General features: G+C 74.0%; 20 protein-coding genes. 12 read left to right on the forward strand and 8 right to left on the reverse strand.

The features are described 5' to 3' along the window. Nucleotides 1-166 precede the first annotated feature (166 nt). The 3 genes from ACFQ11_RS15200 (at nucleotide 167) to ACFQ11_RS15210 (ending at nucleotide 3,218) form a co-directional block, all read left to right on the forward strand. Nucleotides 167-853: an LppX_LprAFG lipoprotein gene (locus tag ACFQ11_RS15200; protein WP_378298956.1), complete on the forward strand. Its 687-nt coding sequence runs from the start codon at nucleotides 167-169 to the stop codon at nucleotides 851-853. Continuing rightward, nucleotides 850-2,391, forward strand: a complete 1,542-nt coding sequence (locus ACFQ11_RS15205) for an MFS transporter (RefSeq protein WP_378298957.1) — start codon at nucleotides 850-852, stop codon at nucleotides 2,389-2,391. The genes ACFQ11_RS15200 and ACFQ11_RS15205 overlap by 4 nt, the downstream gene beginning before the upstream one ends. A 167-nt stretch (nucleotides 2,392-2,558) precedes the next feature. After that, complete coding sequence (locus ACFQ11_RS15210; RefSeq protein WP_378298958.1) at nucleotides 2,559-3,218, forward strand: Rv1733c family protein; 660 nt, start codon at nucleotides 2,559-2,561, stop codon at nucleotides 3,216-3,218. Between the two features lie 56 nt (nucleotides 3,219-3,274). Here the strand turns inward: ACFQ11_RS15210 and ACFQ11_RS15215 are convergent, their stop codons facing one another. Beyond that, entirely contained in the window at nucleotides 3,275-4,588 is a 1,314-nt protein-coding gene (locus ACFQ11_RS15215; RefSeq protein ID WP_378298959.1) for a PucR family transcriptional regulator, read from the reverse strand. Between the two features lie 180 nt (nucleotides 4,589-4,768). Here ACFQ11_RS15215 and ACFQ11_RS15220 point away from each other — a divergent pair, with 180 nt between their 5' ends. From ACFQ11_RS15220 to ACFQ11_RS15240, 5 genes are read left to right on the forward strand one after another with little or no spacing between them, the layout of a single operon-like run. Continuing rightward, nucleotides 4,769-5,584 (forward strand): ABC transporter ATP-binding protein, encoded by an 816-nt coding sequence (locus ACFQ11_RS15220; RefSeq protein ID WP_378298960.1) that lies wholly within the window; start codon nucleotides 4,769-4,771, stop codon nucleotides 5,582-5,584. Next, nucleotides 5,581-6,423: an ABC transporter ATP-binding protein gene (locus ACFQ11_RS15225; RefSeq protein ID WP_378298961.1), complete on the forward strand. Its 843-nt coding sequence runs from the start codon at nucleotides 5,581-5,583 to the stop codon at nucleotides 6,421-6,423. The genes ACFQ11_RS15220 and ACFQ11_RS15225 overlap by 4 nt, the downstream gene beginning before the upstream one ends. Continuing rightward, nucleotides 6,420-7,310, forward strand: coding sequence for a branched-chain amino acid ABC transporter permease (locus tag ACFQ11_RS15230; protein ID WP_378298962.1), 891 nt, complete (start codon nucleotides 6,420-6,422; stop codon nucleotides 7,308-7,310). Before ACFQ11_RS15225 ends, ACFQ11_RS15230 begins: the two co-directional genes overlap by 4 nt. Further along, nucleotides 7,303-8,427 (forward strand): branched-chain amino acid ABC transporter permease, encoded by a 1,125-nt coding sequence (locus ACFQ11_RS15235; RefSeq protein ID WP_378298963.1) that lies wholly within the window; start codon nucleotides 7,303-7,305, stop codon nucleotides 8,425-8,427. The genes ACFQ11_RS15230 and ACFQ11_RS15235 overlap by 8 nt, the downstream gene beginning before the upstream one ends. Then, nucleotides 8,424-9,689 carry an ABC transporter substrate-binding protein gene (locus tag ACFQ11_RS15240; protein ID WP_378298964.1) on the forward strand — a complete coding sequence of 422 codons (1,266 nt, stop codon included), beginning with the start codon at nucleotides 8,424-8,426 and terminating at the stop codon, nucleotides 9,687-9,689. Before ACFQ11_RS15235 ends, ACFQ11_RS15240 begins: the two co-directional genes overlap by 4 nt. Before the next feature lie 82 nt (nucleotides 9,690-9,771). Here the strand turns inward: ACFQ11_RS15240 and ACFQ11_RS15245 are convergent, their stop codons facing one another. The 5 genes from ACFQ11_RS15245 to ACFQ11_RS15265 form a co-directional block, all read right to left on the reverse strand. Further along, on the reverse strand, nucleotides 9,772-10,257 hold the full coding sequence (locus ACFQ11_RS15245) for a MarR family winged helix-turn-helix transcriptional regulator (RefSeq protein WP_378298965.1): 486 nt from the start codon (nucleotides 10,255-10,257) through the stop codon (nucleotides 9,772-9,774). Beyond that, nucleotides 10,254-11,717, reverse strand: coding sequence for an MFS transporter (locus tag ACFQ11_RS15250; RefSeq protein WP_378298966.1), 1,464 nt, complete (start codon nucleotides 11,715-11,717; stop codon nucleotides 10,254-10,256). Before ACFQ11_RS15250 ends, ACFQ11_RS15245 begins: the two co-directional genes overlap by 4 nt. Nucleotides 11,718-11,788: 71 nt before the next feature. Continuing rightward, nucleotides 11,789-12,613: an ABC transporter ATP-binding protein gene (locus tag ACFQ11_RS15255; protein ID WP_378298967.1), complete on the reverse strand. Its 825-nt coding sequence runs from the start codon at nucleotides 12,611-12,613 to the stop codon at nucleotides 11,789-11,791. A 2-nt stretch (nucleotides 12,614-12,615) separates the two neighbouring features. After that, nucleotides 12,616-13,668 (reverse strand): FecCD family ABC transporter permease, encoded by a 1,053-nt coding sequence (locus ACFQ11_RS15260; protein WP_378298968.1) that lies wholly within the window; start codon nucleotides 13,666-13,668, stop codon nucleotides 12,616-12,618. Then, nucleotides 13,665-14,726 (reverse strand): FecCD family ABC transporter permease, encoded by a 1,062-nt coding sequence (locus tag ACFQ11_RS15265; protein ID WP_378298969.1) that lies wholly within the window; start codon nucleotides 14,724-14,726, stop codon nucleotides 13,665-13,667. The genes ACFQ11_RS15260 and ACFQ11_RS15265 overlap by 4 nt, the downstream gene beginning before the upstream one ends. A 130-nt stretch (nucleotides 14,727-14,856) precedes the next feature. Here ACFQ11_RS15265 and ACFQ11_RS15270 point away from each other — a divergent pair, with 130 nt between their 5' ends. Both ACFQ11_RS15270 and ACFQ11_RS15275 read left to right on the forward strand, forming a co-directional pair. Then, nucleotides 14,857-15,879, forward strand: a complete 1,023-nt coding sequence (locus ACFQ11_RS15270) for an ABC transporter substrate-binding protein (protein WP_378298970.1) — start codon at nucleotides 14,857-14,859, stop codon at nucleotides 15,877-15,879. 11 nt (nucleotides 15,880-15,890) lie between these two features. Next, a complete protein-coding gene (locus tag ACFQ11_RS15275; protein ID WP_378298971.1) occupies nucleotides 15,891-16,715 on the forward strand; it encodes a siderophore-interacting protein in 825 nt (274 codons plus the stop codon). 31 nt (nucleotides 16,716-16,746) lie between these two features. On the opposite strand, the gene ACFQ11_RS15280 is transcribed toward ACFQ11_RS15275, so the two are convergent. Continuing rightward, nucleotides 16,747-17,139 (reverse strand): outer membrane protein assembly factor BamB family protein, encoded by a 393-nt coding sequence (locus ACFQ11_RS15280; RefSeq protein ID WP_378298972.1) that lies wholly within the window; start codon nucleotides 17,137-17,139, stop codon nucleotides 16,747-16,749. Nucleotides 17,140-17,195: 56 nt separating this feature from the next. Next, a complete protein-coding gene (locus ACFQ11_RS15285) occupies nucleotides 17,196-17,726 on the reverse strand; it encodes a DUF6939 family protein (protein WP_378298973.1) in 531 nt (176 codons plus the stop codon). A 70-nt stretch (nucleotides 17,727-17,796) separates the two neighbouring features. On the opposite strand from ACFQ11_RS15285, the gene ACFQ11_RS15290 reads away from it, so the two are divergent. After that, the gene (locus ACFQ11_RS15290; RefSeq protein ID WP_378298974.1) at nucleotides 17,797-17,976 is read left to right on the forward strand and encodes a ribbon-helix-helix domain-containing protein; all 180 of its coding nucleotides are present in this window, start codon (nucleotides 17,797-17,799) and stop codon (nucleotides 17,974-17,976) included. A 1-nt stretch (nucleotide 17,977) separates the two neighbouring features. Continuing rightward, the gene (locus ACFQ11_RS15295) at nucleotides 17,978-18,316 is read left to right on the forward strand and encodes a VOC family protein (RefSeq protein WP_378298975.1); all 339 of its coding nucleotides are present in this window, start codon (nucleotides 17,978-17,980) and stop codon (nucleotides 18,314-18,316) included. Nucleotides 18,317-18,351 lie beyond the last annotated feature (35 nt).

The raw sequence follows: 18,351 nt of genomic DNA on the forward strand, positions 1-18,351 counted from the left end.
GAGGCTTCCCCCGTGACGGCGGGGGGCGTGCCGCGAGTCATCTTAGCGGCGGCCCGATGACGGCGGCCACCGCGATTTCCCGGCCTCCGTCCACGCCCGGCCGGAGCGGCGATGTCATACCTGAGAGCGAGGACGCGCGCCGGTACCCGTCGGTAGGGTCCCGTCCATGTCCAGACGCATCTTCGCCTTCGTCTCCTTCCTCCTCCTGCTCGGCACGGTCGGCGCGTGCGACGGGGACGGGGGGTCGGGCGGGTCGGAACGGCCGGATTTCGACGGCGCGCAGGTGATCCAGCGGGCGGCGCAGGCCATGGGCGACCTGAAGAGCGTGGCGTTCACCGTGACGACGCAGGACGAGACGCCGATCATGGTGAAGGGCGGCGACCTGAAGCTGCTCCGCAACGGGGACGCCGAGGGCACGCTGACGATCGAGCAGTCCGGCCACGCCGTCGAGATGAAGGTCGTCTCGGTCGGCGAGAGCGTCTACCTGGACGCGGGCACGGGCGGCTGGCGCCGGGCTCCGAAGGCGCTCGCCGCCACGATGTACGACCCGTCGGCCGTCCTGGACCCCGAGCGCGGCATCTCGAGCCTGCTGGCGTCGCTGCAGGCGCCTAAGGCCGAGGCCGTCGAGGAGGTCGGCGGCAAGGAGACGTACCGGGTGGGGGCCACGCTGCCGCAGGACCGGATCGGCGGCCTGATCCCGGGGATCGACGCGGACCTGCGCGGCCAGGTGTGGGTGAACAAGGACGACGGGCGGCTCGTCAAGGTGCGGGGCGCGTTCCCCGAGGGGCGCGGCGCGGTCGTCATCGAGTTCACCGAGTTCGACGCCGCCTACGAGATCAGCGCGCCGCGGTGAGCGGACGGGCGGGCGCGCGGCGCCGCGTCGCGATCGGCGCGGGCGGGGCGGTCGTGCTCCTCGCCGCACTCGACGCCTACGTCGTCACGACCGTCCTGGTCACGATCGTCGACGACCTGGGGCTGCCGGTCAACCGGCTGGAGCGCGTCACCCCGATCCTGACGGGGTTCCTGCTCGGGTACGTCGCGGCGATGCCGCTGCTGGGCCAGCTGTCGGACCGGTTCGGCCGGCGCCCGCTGCTGCAGGCGTGCCTGCTGTTCTTCGCGGCGGGCTCGGTGGTCACGGCGCTGGCGCAGGACGTCCCGGTGCTGGCGGCGGGCCGGGTGGTGCAGGGCGTCGCGGGCGGGGCGCTGCTGCCGGTGACGATGGCGCTGGCCGGGGACCTGTGGGCGGAGCGGCGGCGGCCGGTGGTGCTCGGCGCGGTGGGCGCCGCGCAGGAGCTCGGCAGCGTCCTCGGCCCGCTGTACGGGATCGGCGTCGTCGCGCTGCTGGACGAGTGGCGGGCGATCTTCTGGATCAATCTGCCGCTGACGGCGCTCGCGATGGTCGCGGTGCACGTCGCGGTGCCGGGCGGGCGGCCGGCGGGGCCGCGGCCGGGGGTGGACGTGGTCGGCGGGCTGCTCCTCGCGGCGGGCCTCGGGCTGCTCGTCGGCGGCGTCTACAACCCCGAGCCGCAGGAGTCGGCGCTGCCGCCGTGGGGCGCGCCGCTGCTGGTCGCCGGGGCCGTCGCGCTCGGCGCGTTCGCGCTGTGGGAGATCCGGACGCGCACGCGGCTGCTCGACCTGTCGGGGGTGCGGCGGGGACCGCTGCTGGCGACGCTGGGCGTGAGCCTGCTGTCGGGCGCGGCGCTGATGGTCACGCTGGTGGACGTCGTGCTCGTGGCGCAGACCGTCCTGGACAAGGACGACGTCGAGGGCGCCCTGCTGCTGACGCGCTTCCTGGTCGCGCTGCCGATCGCCGCCGTGGCCGGGGGCATGGCGGCGCGGCGGTTCGGGGAGCGGTGGCCGATGGCGGCCGGGATGGCGGTCGCGGCCGCCGGATACGTGCTGATCGCGGCCTGGCCCGCCGATCTCGCGAACGCGTCGTACGGGCCGCTGCCGCGGATGGACGTCGACCTGGTGATCACCGGGCTGGGTCTCGGCCTGGTGATCGCGCCGGTGTCGTCGGCGGTGCTGCGGCTCGTCCCGGCGGCGCGGCACGGCGTGGCGTCGGCGGCCGTGGTCGTCGCGCGGATGATGGGGATGCTGCTCGGCATCTCGGCGCTGTCCGCCTGGGGCTTCCACCGGTTCCACTCGCTGACGGCCGACCTCCGGCCGCCGCTGCCGTTCACGATGTCGGACGCGGAGTTCGACCGGGCGATGGAGGTGTACCTCGCCGCGGTCGAGGAGGCGCTCCGCACCGAGTACCGGGAGATCTTCCTGATCACGGCGGTGCTGTGCGCGGCGGGCGCGCTGCTGGCGCTGGCCGCCGGGAGCCGGGGGGACGGCGCGGCCCCGCCCGTCCCGCGCGACCTGGAGGCCGGCGCGGCGGGCCGCTGACGCGGACCCGCCGCCGCCGTTTTCGGTCACGGATGCGGAATAGTGGGCTCGATCCGGGAAACGATTCGGCCATGGGCCCCGTGCCGTTCAGCGATCTCGGGAATATCCTGGCAAACGACGAGCAAGGCCCCTTGCCGGGAGGGCGCTCCCCGGGGAGGTGACGAGAGATGCGCAGGTCCGGTTCCGGCCGCGGCGACGGCCATGAGGGCGGGCCGAACCCCCGGCCGCGGGCGGCGGCGCCCGCACCGCCGCGAACGCCGCTGCGCAGGAGACTCGGCCTCGAGCACAACGAGCTGCGCCGCCCGGTCGACCGCGTGCAGCGGCTGCTCGGGTTCGCCCTGCTGCTGATCTTCCTCGGCGTCGCGCCGCCGCTCGCGCTGTGGGCGGGGTCGGAGTCCTACGCGGCGGGTCTCCGGGCCGAGGAGGCCGAGCGGCGGGACCGGCACCGGGTCACCGCGACGGTCACGAAGACGGGCGGGACGTCCGCGTCCGGCGACCGGTTCGTCCACGAGACCGTCCAGGCGACCTGGCCGGGCCCGGACGGCAAGCCGCAGGCCGGGACGCTGCCGAGCCGGCGGGGCGTCGAGGTCGGCGACCGGTGGGCGATCTGGATCGACGGGGCGGGCGAGCCGACCGTGGCGCCGCGCCCGCACAGCCGCACGGTCACCGACGCCGCGTACGCGGGCACGGCGGCCGTCCTCGGCGCCGCGCTGCCCGCCGCGGTGGCGTACGGGCTGGTCCGGCGGCGCTGCGACCGGCGCCGCGACGCGCTGTGGGACGCCGACTGGGCGCGGCTGGACGCCGCCGGCCACGGGCCCCGCTTCTGAGCGGGCGCGCCCCGGTCGGTCAGGTCGGTCAGGTCGGGGCGGTCAGGTCGGGGCGGTCAGGTTCGGGCGGTCCCCGCGAACCGGGCGGCGTCGAGCGCGAGCGACAGCTCCACGACGTCGCGCGGGCGCTGCAGGGACCGGGACGTCAGCTGCTCCAGCCTCCGCAGCCGGTTGAACACCGTGTTGCGGTGGCAGTAGAGGCGGCCCGCGGTGCGCATCGCCGACCCCTCGCATTCCAGCCACGTCTCCAGGGTCTCCAGGAGGACCTCCCGGTCGCCCGCGTCGAGCCCGTCGAGCGGGCCGAGGACCTGGGCGTTCAGCAGCCCGGCCAGCTCCGGCTGGGCGGCGACGAGGGCGCCGGGCAGCCGGTCGTCGAGCCGGACGACCCGCCGCTCCCCCGGCCGGCAGGTGGCCAGCGCGGTCTCGGCGAGCCAGCGGGCGCGGCCGAGCCCGGCGAGCCCGTCCACGACGGTGCTGATGCCGGCCTCGCCCGGGACGAGGTCGCGCAGCGCGGCGGCGACGTCCAGCGGCTCACGGTCGCCGAGCGCGACGACGCCGACCTCGCCGTCGGTGCGCATCCGCCAGACGAACCGCAGCCCGTCCACCTCGTCGGGGCGCTCGAAACCGGGGTCGCGGCGGGCCGCGCGCAGCACCACCACCGCGTACCGGCCGCGTTCGGGCAGGTCGAGGGCGGCGGACGCGGCCTGGGCGAGCCCGCCGTCGGCGCCGCGGCCCTCCAGCAGGGCGTCCAGCAGGGCCTGGACGCGCTCGTCGCTGCGCCGCAGCATCTCCGACTCGGTGCGCCGGTACACCTCTGACGCCACGGTGGACTGCTGCTCGACCGTGTGCCAGACGGTGCTGGCGTAGCGCAGCAGATCGGCCAGCGCGTCGGGGCCCTCGTCGGACACCTCCTCGATCAGCGCCTCCCAGACGACCCGCCCGCCGATGCGGAAGCTGCGCAGCAGCGATTCCAGGGGCATGCCCTGCTCGGCGCGGCGCCGCCCGATCCGCTCGGCCTCCATCAGGTCGGGGCGCCGCCCGCGCCCCTCCTGCCCGCGCTGCACGACGCCGGCCTCGATGCAGGCGCGGGCCGACTCCCAGAACTCCTCGCGGGAGACGAAGTCGGTGTAGAGCGGGTCCTCGGCCAGGACCTCGGCGACGAGCCGGTCGGCGAGCTCGGGGATCCGGTCGTGCATCCGGCCGACGAGCGCCCGCAGCATCCGGACGCGCGCCGCCCGGGCGGCGTCGGACCGCGGGGCGGCCGGGTCGGTGCTCCCGGGACCGGCGCCGGCCGCGGACTCGACGGCGGCACCGGTGTCCGGGGCGGCATCGGCGCTGGTGAGCGGCATGTACGTCCTCCGGTCAGGCATCTGCCGACACAGTGTCACGGATCACACCGAATGAACGCAATGCCCAGTTCCGGAGGCTGTGCTCCGCACACAACCCGAATGCAGTTCGATTGGACGCCTGCCCCGTCTTGCCGCGCGCCCGTAGACGCTCCCGCGGGGCCCGTGCTGGGGTGCCTGCCACACGACTTGCAGGAGGCGCGCATGGCGAACGGGACCCTCGAGGTCCGTGATCTGTCGGTGAGCTACGGCCGGGCCGTCCGGGCCCTGCGCGGGGTATCGCTGGAGGTACCCGCGGGCTCGGTCACGGCCGTGCTCGGCGCGAACGGAGCGGGCAAGACCACGCTGCTCCGGGCGATCTCGGGCACGCTCCCGTTCCACCGCGGCGCGGTGGAGTCGGGCGGCGTCCGGTTGGGCGACCGCACACTCTCCGGGCTGCGCCCGGCGGCCGTCGTGGCCGCCGGGGTCGTGCAGGTGCCGGAGGGACGGCGCGTGTTCGGGCGGCTCACGGTCGAGGAGAACCTGCGGGCCGGCGCCCTCGGCGCCCGCGACCGGTCGGGGACGGCGAAGTCCCGGGCGCGCGTGCTGGAGCTGTTCCCCATCCTGGCGGAGCGGGCCGGGCAGCGGGCGGGCCTGCTGTCCGGCGGCGAGCAGCAGATGCTCGCGATCGGCCGGGCGCTGATGGCGCGCCCCTCGGTCCTGCTGCTGGACGAGCCGACGCTCGGCCTCGCGCCGCTGATGGCCGAGCGGATCGCGGAGACGATCACCGAGATCAACCGGCAGGGCACCGCGATCCTGCTGATCGAGCAGAACGCGGCCCTCGCGCTGGAGCTGTCGTCGACCGCCCACGTGCTCGAGGTCGGTGCGGTGACGCTGCACGGGCCGTCCGCGGAGCTGGCGGCGAGCGACGAGGTCCGGCGCCGCTACCTGGGCGTCGCGGACGACGACGCGGCCGCGGACGCGGCGGAGGCCGAGCGGACGGCGGACACGGCGCCCACCCTCGAGAGGTGGACGGGATGAGCGAGCTGACGGTAACCGGCCTGACGGTCCGGTTCGCGGGGCTGACGGCGCTGGACGACGTCGCGTTCACGGTCGCGCCGGGCAGCGTGCACGCGGTCATCGGGCCGAACGGCGCCGGGAAGTCGACCTGCTTCAACGTCCTGTCCGGCGTCTACAAGGCGACGGAGGGCAGCGTCCGGTTCGACGGGACGGAGCTGACCGCGCTGCGTCCGGACAAGATCGCCGCGCTGGGCGTGGCCCGGACGTTCCAGAACATCGCGCTGTCGCGGAACCTCACGGTCGAGAGCAACCTCATGCTCGGGCGGCACCGGCTCACCAAGGCCGGGTTCGTCGCGGCCGGGCTGCGGCTGCCGCACGCGTGCCGCGAGGACGCCCGGCACCGTGCGCGGGTCCGGGAGATCGCCCGGTTCGTGGGCGTCGAGGAATACCTCGCGGCGCCCGTCGCGGGACTGTCATACGGCGTGCAGAAGCGGCTGGAACTGGCCCGCGCCCTCGCGCTGGAACCGCGCCTGCTGCTGCTGGACGAACCGGTCGCCGGGATGAACGGCGCCGAGCGGGTGCGGATGGCCGAGGTCATCCGCCGGGCCCGCGCGGACCTCGGCGTCTCGATCCTGCTGGTGGAACACGACATGGGAATGGTCATGCGGCTCGCCGACCAGGTGACCGTCCTGAACTTCGGAAAGCGCATCGCGAGCGGCCCGCCCGACGAGGTGCAGCGCGATCCCGCGGTGATCCGGGCGTACCTGGGCGGCGCACACACAGAAACCGGTGCACGGACCGGCACCGAGACCGGCGCGCCGCCCGGCTCGCAGGCCGGCACGGAAGAGGAGAAGGCTTGAGCACCTTCATCGAGCTGGTGATCAACGGGCTCTCGATGGGGGCGGTGTACGCGCTGATCGCCCTCGGCTTCGTGATCATCTTCAAGGCCACCGAGGTGGTGAACTTCGCGCACGCCTCGCTGCTGCTCGTCGGCGGCTTCATCACGGCGAAGCTGCACGAGCACATCGGCTTCTGGCTCGCGCTCGGCGCGGGCATCGCGGGCGCCGCGCTGATCGGCGCGCTCGTCGAGGTGCTGGTGCTGCGGCGGGCGCGCGTCGAGAACCACGCGGTGCTGGCCATCGTCACCATCGGCGTCGACATCGTGCTGACGACCGAGCTGACGCGGCAGATCGGCACCGAGGTGCTGTCGATGGGCGACCCGTGGAAGAACCAGATCGTCAGCTTCGGGGGCGTCAGCATCGCGCAGACCCGCATCGCGGCGCTGTTCGTCGCGGCGCTGCTGATCGCGGTGTTCCTGATCGCGTTCCGCTACACCTCGTGGGGCGTGGCGATGCGGGCCGCCGCCGAGGACGGCGAGACGGCCGCGCTGATGGGCATCCGGCTGACCCGGGTGTCGCTGACCGCGTGGGCCATCGCGGGCGGGCTGGCGGCGGTCGCCGCGCTGTTCCTCACCGTGTTCCCCACGCCGGGCCTGGACCGCAGCACCTCGTTCGCCGCGATGAAGGCGTTCCCGGCGGCGATCCTCGGCGGGCTGGACTCCACGACCGGGGCGCTGGCGGGCGGGCTGATCATCGGGCTCACCGAGTCGCTCGTCACCGGCTACCAGGGCGATCTGACGTTCCTGGGCCGCGGCATCGGCGAGGTCGCCCCGTTCGTGGTCATGATCGCGATCCTGCTGATCCGGCCCGCCGGGCTGTTCGGCACGAGGGAGCTGACCCGTGTCTGAGCGCGCGACCCGCCGCGTCGGCGGCCCCCTGCTCGCGACGGTCGCCGCGACGGCCGTCCTGCTCGCCGTCCCGTTCTACGTGGACGCGTTCTGGTTGCAGACCGGCCTGTTCGCGATGTCCGCGGCGATCGGCGCGATCGGCCTGAACCTGCTGACCGGCGCGACCGGGCAGCTGTCCCTCGGGCACGCGTTCTTCCTGGCGGTGGGCGCGTACGGGTACGTGTACCTGGCGTCGGACTCCGACCCGGACCACGGGCTGAGCGGGCTCGGGATGCCGACGCCGCTCGCGTTCGTCGGCGCGATCCTGCTCGCCGGGATCGCGGGCGGCCTGTTCAGCCCGATCTCGGGACGGCTGCGCGGCACCTACCTCGGCATCGCGTCGCTCGCGCTGATCTTCATCGGGCAGCACGTGCTGTTCAACGCCGAGGGCGTCACCGGCGGCTTCAACGGCCGGGACGTCCCGCCGATGGAGATCTTCGGGTTCACGTTCGCAGACAGTCCCGAGTTCGTCCTGTTCAACGTGCCGCTGGGCGCCCTGGAACGGCTGTGGTTCCTCGCGGTCGCGCTGCTGATCCCGGCGATCTGGATCGCCCGGGGCATCCTGCGCGGCCGGCCGGGGCGGGCGATGAACACGATCCGCGACCACGAGGTCGCGGCGGCGGTCATGGGCGTCCCGGTGGCCCGCTACCGGAGCGGCGTGTTCGTCCTGTCGTCGATGTACGCGGGGGCGGCGGGCGCGCTGCTGGCGCTGGCGTTCCGCCGCACCGTCCCCGAGTACTTCGGCATGTTCCTGTCCCTCGACTACCTCGCGATGATCGTCATCGGCGGACTCGGGTCCGCGGCCGGGGCGGTGGCGGGCGCGGTGTTCGTCTCCGTGCTCCCGCAGCTCCTCACCCGCTTCGGCAACGATCTGCCCCTGGTCGCGGAGCCGGGCTCGGAGGGGGTCTCCCCCGCCGAGGCCGCCCGCATCCTGTACGGCGCCGCCGTCGTCGCCGTCGTCCTGTTCCTGCCCGGCGGACTGGTCGGGCTCTGGACGCGGCTGCGTCTCGCCGCGGCCCGGCGCCGGTCCGCCCGATCCCTCCACCGTCTCGACAAAAAAGAGGAGCAACCGGCATGAAGCGTAAGGTGCGCATCACGGCGGCGGCCGCCCTGGCCCTCGTCCTGCCACTGGGCGTGACCGCCTGCAGCGACAAGGCGACGGGCGGTTCCGGCGGCACCGACGCCAGCGGCGTCAAGGTCGGCACCGGGGTGACCGACGACATCATCAAGATCGGCGTCGAGACGGACCTGACCGGCGTGTACGCGCCGCTCGGCAAGAGCCTCACGCAGGCGCAGCAGATGTACGTCGAGGAGATCAACAAGGCCGGCGGCGTCTGCGGCCGGAACCTGGAGCTGGTCGTCCGCGACCACGGCTACGACGTGCAGAAGGCCGTCTCCGCCTACAGCGAGCTGCAGGGCGAGGTCATCGGCATGCCGCAGTTCATCGGCTCCCCGATGGTGACGGCGCTCAAGCAGCGCATCGAGACCGACAAGATGTTCATCATCCCGAACGCCTGGTCGACGACGCTGCTCGGCAGCAAGCACATCCAGGTCACCGGCACCACCTACGACATCGACATGATCAACGGCGTGTCCTGGCTGGTGGACGAGGGCATGATCAAGAAGGGCGACAAGGTCGGCCACGTCTACTTCGAGGGCGACTACGGCGAGAGCGCGCTGAACGGCTCCAAGGCCGCCGCCGAGAAGTACGGCCTCGAGCTGGTCGAGCAGAAGATCAAGGCGACGGCGACCGACATGACGGCGCAGGCGTCGGCGCTGGAGAGCGCCGGGGTGAAGGCGATCCTGATGAGCGCGGGCCCGCGCCAGTCGGCGTCGCTCGCCGGGATCGTCCGCAGCCGCGGCGTGACCGCACCGATCGTCGCCAGCAACTCCGGGTTCTCCCCGCAGCTCCTGGAGACCGAGGCCGCGCCCGCGCTGCTCAAGGGCTTCTACCTCACCAGCGCCGGCGCGCCGATCGGCTCCGACCTGCCCGCGGTCAAGAAGCTCGCGGACGCCTACGGCAAGAAGTACCCGGGGCAGCCGCTCGACAACGCGGTCGTCAACGGCTACACCAACGCGGTCATCTTCGTGGACGCGCTGAAGGAGGCGTGCGAGGCCAAGGACCTCACCCGCGAGGGCCTCATCAACGCCCACCGGGCCCGCAAGTCCTACGACACCGGCTACGGCACCCCGATGGACTTCTCCACGTGGACCGAGCCCGCCACCCGCAAGACCTACATCCTGCGGACGGACAAGGAGGCCGTCGGCGGCCTGGTCGTCGAGCGGGAGGCCGCGGCCTCCGAGACCGCGACCGGCTACGAGGTCCCGGTCGGCAAGTGACCGGCTGACGAGCCCGCTCCCCGCCCGCGCCCGGCGCCCGCCGTCCCCCGGCGGACGCCGGGCGCGCCCGTTCAGCGCCCGTTCAGCGCCCGGCGGCGAGGCGGGCCGCGATGCGGTCGAGGGCGGCGAGGTCCTCGGGCGGGAGGTCGCGCAGGACGGGCGGCGGGGTGTCGAGGATCCGCTCGGCCTCCGCCGCCGCCGCGCGCCCGGCGGGGGTGACCGTGACGAGCTTCGACCTCCGGTCACCTGGGTTGACGGTCCGCTCGGCGAGGCCGCGGCCGACGAGGTCGTCCACCACGAGGGTCGCGTAGGGACGGTCGGTGACCAGGTCGTGGGCGAGGTCGCGCAGCGTCATCGGGACGGGCGCGGCGGCGATGCGGCACAGCGCCTTCACCCGGAAGAAGCTCATCCCGAGCGCCTCGACGGCCTCGCGGCGGCGGTCGCCGCGCTCCACGATCGCGAGCCGCAGGTTGCGCCAGGCGCGGGCGGCGGGGTCGGGGCCGGGATCGTCCGCGGGATCGTCCGCGGGCGCGGCGCCGCGGCCCGGGGGCCGATCGGTCTCGGTCATCGGGTGCTCGCTCCGGTGCTGGCCCCGGCGGCGGGGCGTTCGGCGGGCTCGAACAGGCCGGCGACGCGCGCCGCGCTGCGTACGGCGCGGCGGCCGGTGGTGACCGTCCCGAGCACGAGCACGGCGGCGGAGCAGCCGACCACCACCCAGTATGCCGGGCGGGCCGCCGCCGCGAAGGCCGGCGCGGCGGACGTCCCGGCGGTTCCGGCGGCGAGCACGGCGCCGATGACGGCGACGCCGAGGGCCTGGCCGATCTGCCGGCTGGTGGAGGTGACGGCGGCGGCGACGCCGGCCTGCGCGCGAGGCATCCCGGACACGGCGGTGTTGGTGATCGGCGCGTTGAGCATGCCGAACCCGATGCCGAACAGCACGTACGCGGTGAACAGCGCGGCGTCGTGCGCCCGGTCGCCGGCGACCGCGAGCAGCAGTCCGCCGGCCAGCATCGCCGCACCGGAGATCTGCAGCGGCGGGCGCGGGCCCCGCGCGGCGACGATCCGCCCCGACAGCGCGGCGCACACGGCCGTCGCCACCGCCATCGGCAGCAGGTAGAGCCCTGCGTGCAGCGCGGACAGCCCGCGGACGTTCTGCAGGTGGATCGTGTTGATGAACAGGAACCCCGCGAACCCGGCGCACCCGGTGATCGCGATCAGCGTCGCGCCGGAGAACGGGACGCTGCGGAAGAACCGCGGGTCGATCAGCGGCTCGGGGACGCGCCGCGCGTTCCAGACGAACGTGCCGAGCGCCGCGGCGGCCGCGGCGGCGGAGCCGAGCACGGCCGGGTGCGTCCAGCCGAGCCCGGGCCCCTCGATGATCGCGAACGTGGTCCCGCCGAGCAGCAGGATCATCATGGCCTGCCCGACCGGGTCGGGACGGCGCGGCCGCTCGGCGCGCGACTCGGGGACGAACAGCGCGGTCAGCGCGAGCGCGGCCAGCGCGATCGGCACGTTCAGCCAGAAGATCGCGCGCCAGCCGACGGAGTCGACCAGCAGCCCGCCGACGAGCGGCCCGAGCGCCATGCCGAGGCCGACGACGGCGCCCCACACGCCGATGGCGCGGGCCCGCTCGCGGGGTTCGGTGAACACGTTCGTGATGATCGACATCGCGACCGGGTTGAGCATCGACCCGCCGACCGCCTGGACGACGCGGGCGGCGACGAGCCAGCCGAGGGACGGCGCGAGGCTGCACAGCACGGAGCCGAGCGCGAACACGGCGAGGCCGGTCTGGAAGGTGCGGCGGCGGCCGAGCCGGTCGCCGGCCGCGCCCGACATGATCAGCAGGGAGGCGAGCACGATCAGGTAGGCGTCGATCGTCCACTGCAGCCCGGACAGCGAGGTGCCGAACTCGCGCTGGAGGGTGGGCAGCGCGACGTTCAGGATGGTGTTGTCCAGGCTGACGATCAGGAGGCTCATCGAGCAGATCGCCAGGACCGCCAGTTTCCGGCGCGGACCGAGTTCGGCCACGGCCCTCCGATCGTTGTACGCCTATAATTGTTTTAAGCGTACAACGATCAAGGGGGCGGCCGTGGCCGCGCTCAGCTCAGGGCGGGCGTCCGGGTGCGGGCGGCCGGGACGACCAGCGGCGTCCCCGTCTCGGGGCAGTCGATCACCCGGCACGGCAGCCCGAACACCGTCTCGACGAGGTCGGCGGTGACGACCTCGGCGGGCTCGCCCTCCGCGACGATCCGCCCGTCCCTCATCGCGATCATGTGGGTGGCGTAGCGGGCGGCATGGTTGAGGTCGTGCAGGACGGCGACGACCGTGCGGCCCTCCTCGTGCAGGCGCGCGCACAGATCGAGGATCTCGATCTGGTGGGCGATGTCCAGGTACGTGGTGGGCTCGTCCAGCAGCAGCAGGGGCGTCTGCTGGGCCAGCGCCATCGCGATCCACACGCGCTGCCGCTGCCCGCCCGACAGCTCGTCCACGCTGCGGTCCGCCAGCGCCTCGACGCCCGTCGCGGCCATCGACTCGCCGACGACCCGCTCGTCCTCCTTCGACCACTGCCGCAGCAGGCCCTGGTGCGGGTACCGGCCGCGCGCGACGAGGTCGGCGACCGAGATCCCCTCCGGCGCGATCGACGACTGGGGCAGCAGCCCCAGCGTCCGCGCGAGCTTCTTGGCGGGCCAGCCCGCGATCGGCTCGCCGTCCAGGACGACCGACCCGGCGGACGGCCGGAGGATGCGGGCGAGCGCGCGCAGCAGCGTCGACTTGCCGCACGCGTTCGGCCCGACGATCACGGTGAACGAGCCGTCCGGGACGACGACGTCGAGGTCGCGCGTGATGGTGCGCTTGTCGTAGGCGAGCGTGAGACCGCTGCCGGACAGCCGCGCGTCCCCGCCGGGACGAGGCTCGTGCTTCATCGTCAAATCCGTCCCCTCTTGCGTTCGGCCACCAGGAGCCAGACCAGATATCCGCCGCCGAGCAGCCCGGTCACGACGCCCACCGGGAGCTGGCGCCCCGGGAAGGCGTTCTGCGCGATCCAGTCGGCGGCCACCAGGAGCGCCGCGCCCATGCACATCGCGGGCAGCAGCCCGGGCCCGGTCGCCCGGGTCAGCCGGCGGGCGAGCTGCGGCGCGGTCAGCGCGACGAACGCGACCGGGCCGGCCGCCGCCGCGGCGAACGACGTCAGCAGCACCGCGGCGCCCAGCATGATCAGCCGGGCGCGCTCGATCGGGACGCCGAGCCCGTGCGCGGCGTCGTCCCCCATCTCCAGCATCCGCAGCGCGCGCCCGCAGCCGATCACCACCAGCGGCCCGAGCACCGCCAGCGCGACCAGGACGGGCGCGGCGTCGGCCCAGTCGCGGCCGTCCAGGCTGCCGGTCAGCCACAGCACCGCCCGGGCCGCCTCGGTGATGTGCGCCTGGGTGAGCAGGTAGCCGTTCACGCCGGTCAGGATCGCGGCCGTGCCGATGCCGACGAGGATGAGCCGCTGCCCGTGCGCGCCGTTCCGCCCGGCCACCGCGTAGATCAGCAGGCCGGTCGCGACGCCGCCCGCGGCGGCGCCGGACGCGACCGCGACGCCGCCGCCCCCGGCCAGCACGATCATCAGCAGGACGCCGGTGGACGCGCCCGAGGTGAAGCCGAGAATGTCGGGGCTGCCGAGCGGGTTGCGGGTGAGCGACTGGAAGATCGCGCCGCCGAGCCCGAGGGCCGCGCCGACGGCCAGGCCGGTCACCACGCGCGGCAGCCGGATCTCGTTGACGATCAGCGACTCGGCCGGGTCGCCCCGCCCGAGCAGCGTGCGGATCACCTCGGCGGGCGTCATCGGGAAGTCGCCGGTGCCGATCAGCAGCACCCCGACGGCGAGCGCGACGGCCAGGCAGCCGCCCGCGACGGCGAGGGCGCGCGGCTGGTAGCGGAGGGAGACCCCGGCGGGCGTGCGCAGGACGGACGTGCGCGCGGTGGGGGCCGTCACGAGGTGACCGCCTTCCGGGAACGGCCCGCCCGCGGGCGGCGGACGAAGTAGAGGAACACGGGCCCGCCCACGACCGCCATGACGACGCCGACCTGCAACTCCGAGGGGCGCACCACGAGCCGTCCGAGCACGTCCGCGCCGAGCATCAGCGCCGGGGACAGCACCGCGCAGTACGGCAGGAGCCAGCGCAGGTCGGGGCCGGTGAGGGCGCGGACGAAGTGCGGCACCATCAGCCCCACGAAGACGATCGGGCCGCACGCCGCCGTGGCCGCGCCGCACAGCAGCGTCACCGTGACGATCGCGGCGCCGCGGGCGCGCGCGGGCTGTGCGCCCAGCGCGCGCGCCGCGTCCTCACCCATCGCCAGGGCGTTCAGCGGACGCGCCAAGAGCAGCGCCATGACGAGCCCGACGGCGACGAACGGGGCGACCCGCACGACGGTGTAGTCCTGCGCGGCGGCGAGGGACCCGACCGTCCAGAAACGCATGCGGTCCAGCGACTCGGTGTCGAGGAGCTGGACGGCGTTGACGTAGGAGAACAGGGCCGCGTTCAGCGCGGACCCGGCCAGCGCGAGCCGCGCCGGGGTGGCGCCGCGCCCGCCGCCGACCGCGTACAGCAGGACGGCGACGATGCCGGCGCCCGCGAACGCGAACCACACGAAGCCGGTGAACGAGGTGATCCCGAGGAACGAGATGGCCGAGACGACGAGGGCGGCGGCGCCCGCGTTGATCCCGAGGATGCCCGGATCGGCCAGCGGGTTGCGGGTGAGCGCCTGCATCACCGCGCCGGCGAGCCCGAGCGCCGTCCCGGCGAGCAGCCCGAGCAGCGTGCGCGGCAGCCGCATCTCGTGGACGACCGGGTAGGCGTCCGACGCCGGGTCGGTGAGACCGTTCCACGCCTCGCCGAGCGAGAGGGGCTTCGCGCCGATCGCGAGGCTCAGCAGCGCGATCACCAGCAGCAGCGCCGCGGCGCCCGCCAGCCCGGCGGCGCGCGCGGATCCGCGCGGCCCCCTCGGCGGGACGTCCACCGGCACGGCCGGCGGGGTCTGCGTCAACGTCACGGTCGATCTCCGGGAACGGCGGGACGCCGCGCGGGCCCCACGCTATGGACAACGGCTTAGGTTAGGTTAACCTAAGCCACCGTCGGGGGCGCAATACGCCCACTTTATTTGATTGAGAGAAAAGTCCGAAATGTCTGATTTCTCTGCTCGCCGGTTCACTCGTCGCGGTTTCCTGGGCGCGAGCGGCGCAGCCGTGCTCGGCGCCGCCCTGGCCGCCTGCGGCGGTGACGGCGGCGGAAGCGTCTCCGCCGGCGGGGGCGCCTGGTCGTTCACCGACGACCGGGGCACGAAGGTCGACCTGAAGGCCCGTCCAACACGCGTCGTCGGCTACGTCGGGACGGCGGCCGCGCTCTACGACTTCGGTGTCGACGAACAGCTCGTCGGGGTCTTCGGCCCCACCAAGCTCCAGGACGGCTCCCCCGACCCGCAGGCGGGTGAGCTCCCGGTGGACCGACTGGAGATCATCGGCAACGCGTTCGGCGAGTTCAACATCGAGAAGTACGCCGCGCTGCGCCCCGACCTGCTCGTCGACAACATGTTCGTCGACGGCGAGCTGTTCTACGTCCCGGTCGAGAGCGCCGACAAGATCTACGCACTGGCCCCGAGCGTCGCGATCTCCACCGGCGCGGTCTCGCTGACCAAGCCGCTCCAGCGCATGGCCGAGCTGGCCGCCGCGCTCGGCGCCGACCTCGACGCCCCCAAGGTCACCGAGGCGAAGGCCCGGTTCGACAAGGCGGCCGAGTCCGTCCGCGCCGCCGTCCAGGCCAACAAGGGCATCCGGGTGCTCGCCGCGTCCGCGAGCCCCGACCTGTTCTACGCGTCCAGCCCCGCCAAGAACAGCGACCTCATCTACTTCAAGGAGCTCGGCGTCGAGCTCATCACCCCCGAAAAGCCCGGCGCGAACGGCTACTTCGAGGAGCTGAGCTGGGAGAACGCCGACCGCTACCCCGCCGACCTCATCATGCTGGACAGCCGCACCCAGGCCCTCCAGCCCAAGGACCTCGGCGACAAGGCGTCCTGGAAGGACCTGCCCGCCGTCAAGGCCGGCCAGGTCGTCCCGTGGGAGGCCGAGCCCCGCTTCTCCTACCTCGGGTGCGCCCCGATCCTCGAGAACCTGGCCAAGGCCATCGAGTCCGCCAAGAAGACCGGCTGAAAGGCTCCGTCATGACGACTCCCACGCACCCCTACGGCCTGTTCGACCTGCACGTCCTGCGTTCCGAGCGGCTCGGGCCGTCCATGGTCCGCGTCACGCTGGGCGGGTCCGACCTGGACGGCTTCGTGTCCGCGGGCCGCGACCAGCGCATCAAGCTGTTCTTCCCGCACCCGCACCAGGACGCCCCCGTCATGCCGGCGAGCTGGACGGCCGAGACCTGGTTCGAGGACTGGCGCGCGATGGACCCGGACGAGCGCGGCATCATGCGCTCCTACACCGTCCGCGACCAGCGCCCCGGCGAACTCGACATCGACTTCGCCCTGCACCTGGACGGCGGCGCCGGGCCCGCCGCGAACTGGGCCGCGTCCGCCGCGCCCGGCGCCCGCATCGCCGTCCTCGGCCCCACCGGCCCCGACAACGGCGGCTACGACTTCCGCCCGCCCGAGGGCGCGCCCGTCGTCATCGCCGGGGACATCACCGCGCTCCCCGCCATCGCCGGGAACCTCGCCTGGCTGCCCGCCGGCACCCCCGCCCAGGTGTTCGTCCACGTCCCCCACGAAGACGACCGCCAGGACCTGCCCACCAAGGCCGACGCCGAGATCGCCTGGGTGGACGACCTGCTCGCGGCCGTCCGCGCCGCCGACGTCCCGGACGGCGCCTACGCGTGGATCGCGGGCGAGTCGTCGGTCGTCAAGTCGCTGCGCCGCCACCTGGTGAACGAGCGCGGCATCGACCGCCGCTCGGTCGCGTTCTGCGGCTACTGGCGGCGCGGCGCCAGCGAGGAGGACCTGCTCGCCGAGGTCGTCGCCGGCGGCAGCCCCCACACCGAGGAGTGACCAAGGGGGGTGCGGACCGCCCGCGCCCCCGTCACCCGGGCGGTCGGCGCAGGAGACGCACGGTCGCCCCGGTCTGCGCCGGCAGGGAACCGTCTCCGGGGACGAGGCGCGCGGGCTCCTCCTCGTACATGAGGGCGTCCTCGTCCGGCGCGACGCCCGCCGGCTCGCCGCATGCGAACGTCCACCTCGTCAGGCCGGTCGCCGCCTCCAGCGCGACGATCGTGCCGTCCCCGGTGACGACATGGACGGCTCCGCCCGCGCCGACCGGTGATCCGACCGGGACGCCCGGCGGCGCTCCGCACCAGACCGGCTCGCCCGTCCGGGCGTCCAGCGCGGTCAGCGACGTCTCGTCGGGCCCGTCCTCAAGGTGCGCGGCGTCGGCTTCGAGCGCCGCCGACGCCGTGACGCACGGAGATGCCCGCACCGGCGTATTCACCGGTGCGGCGGGCCCTACCGAAAAGGTGCTCATCCCGGGCGCCTTCAGCGGCCGACGTCCCCGACCCACGACCGGACGAGCGCCGCGTGCGACAGCGGCGTCCGCTCGTCGGCGACGTCCCCGTTCACGGTGTAGTCGAGCAGGACGACGTCCCCCATCCCCCGCAGCCTCTCGACCAGGTCGCCCAGCCGGTGCTCGAGCACCCACCGGTACGTCGGCAGGTAGATCTCGCGCCGGGCGCGCTCGTACGGGACCAGTTCGTCCCCGAGCCGGTGCCCGAGCACGGGCCCGTACTTGCGGACCGTCCGTTTGAGTCCCTTCATCGACGTCACGCGGAACTTCGACGCGTCAACGTCTTCCCCCTCGAAGACCTTCAGCCCCTGCCACACGCCCTCGACCGACGCGCTGACCACTCCGGGCATCCCCGGGACGGGCACGTCGCCGTGCGGCCAGAACGGGCTGAACCGCACCCAGGGCTCGGGCCCCCGCGACGTCACGTCCACGACGGCCGCGCCCGGAAACTCCGCCTCCAGCGACTTCGCCCCCCGCCGCCGGCTCGCCACCCAGATCGCCATCCCCCCACGCTCCCACCCGCCTCCGACATCGCCGCCCTTCCTAGCTTGCTAGCATGCTAGCATCGCCGCCATGGGCGACGCGGAGGTCAAGCAGTTCAACGTGTACCTGCCGGTCGAGCTGATCCGGCAGGTCAAGCATCACGCGATCGAGACGGGTTCGTCGTTGTCGGCGCTGGTCGCCGAGGCGCTGCGCGCCTACCTCGACGACGCCCGCGAGCAGCGAGACAACACCTCGGACAAGGAGTCGTGACATGACCGAAGGAATCGAGGCGGTCTTCCTGGAGACCCGCAACTGGGGCAGATCAGCCCAGTTCTTCCAGGCGCTCGGGTACGAGCTCGAGGTCTCCGAGGGCGACGGCTCGGGCGTGTTCCGCAACGGCGACGGCCCCTACATCGTCGTCGTGGAGGTCCCCGCCGACCGGGAGCCCGGCATGCAGGTGGCCCTGAAGGTGCCGGACGCCGACGCGTTCGACCCCGGTGCCGTGGACGTCGTCACGCCGTTCGAGGACACCCACTACGGGACCCGCGAGATGACCGCCCGCGACCCGGACGGACGCGTGTGGAGCCTCCAGGCCCCCGCGAAGAACTGACCCGGCCCGCGCCCCGTCCGGTGCCGCCGCCGGAC

The organism is Actinomadura sediminis (assembly GCF_042675525.1).
Classification (GTDB): Bacteria; Actinomycetota; Actinomycetes; order Streptosporangiales; family Streptosporangiaceae; genus Spirillospora; species Spirillospora sediminis.

What these genes read in the sequence shown, in the direction of transcription:
- ACFQ11_RS15245 (WP_378298965.1), bottom strand. Translation starts at nt 10,257, where the DNA reads ATGACCGAGACCGATCGGCCCCCGGGCCGCGGCGCCGCGCCCGCGGAC.
- ACFQ11_RS15255 (WP_378298967.1), bottom strand. Translation starts at nt 12,613, where the DNA reads ATGAAGCACGAGCCTCGTCCCGGCGGGGACGCGCGGCTGTCCGGCAGC.
- ACFQ11_RS15215 (WP_378298959.1), bottom strand. Translation starts at nt 4,588, where the DNA reads ATGCCTGACCGGAGGACGTACATGCCGCTCACCAGCGCCGATGCCGCC.
- ACFQ11_RS15200 (WP_378298956.1), top strand. Translation starts at nt 167, where the DNA reads ATGTCCAGACGCATCTTCGCCTTCGTCTCCTTCCTCCTCCTGCTCGGC.
- ACFQ11_RS15295 (WP_378298975.1), top strand. Translation starts at nt 17,978, where the DNA reads ATGACCGAAGGAATCGAGGCGGTCTTCCTGGAGACCCGCAACTGGGGC.
- ACFQ11_RS15240 (WP_378298964.1), top strand. Translation starts at nt 8,424, where the DNA reads ATGAAGCGTAAGGTGCGCATCACGGCGGCGGCCGCCCTGGCCCTCGTC.
- ACFQ11_RS15275 (WP_378298971.1), top strand. Translation starts at nt 15,891, where the DNA reads ATGACGACTCCCACGCACCCCTACGGCCTGTTCGACCTGCACGTCCTG.
- ACFQ11_RS15290 (WP_378298974.1), top strand. Translation starts at nt 17,797, where the DNA reads ATGGGCGACGCGGAGGTCAAGCAGTTCAACGTGTACCTGCCGGTCGAG.
- ACFQ11_RS15210 (WP_378298958.1), top strand. Translation starts at nt 2,559, where the DNA reads ATGCGCAGGTCCGGTTCCGGCCGCGGCGACGGCCATGAGGGCGGGCCG.
- ACFQ11_RS15270 (WP_378298970.1), top strand. Translation starts at nt 14,857, where the DNA reads ATGTCTGATTTCTCTGCTCGCCGGTTCACTCGTCGCGGTTTCCTGGGC.
- ACFQ11_RS15225 (WP_378298961.1), top strand. Translation starts at nt 5,581, where the DNA reads ATGAGCGAGCTGACGGTAACCGGCCTGACGGTCCGGTTCGCGGGGCTG.
- ACFQ11_RS15285 (WP_378298973.1), bottom strand. Translation starts at nt 17,726, where the DNA reads ATGGCGATCTGGGTGGCGAGCCGGCGGCGGGGGGCGAAGTCGCTGGAG.
- ACFQ11_RS15220 (WP_378298960.1), top strand. Translation starts at nt 4,769, where the DNA reads ATGGCGAACGGGACCCTCGAGGTCCGTGATCTGTCGGTGAGCTACGGC.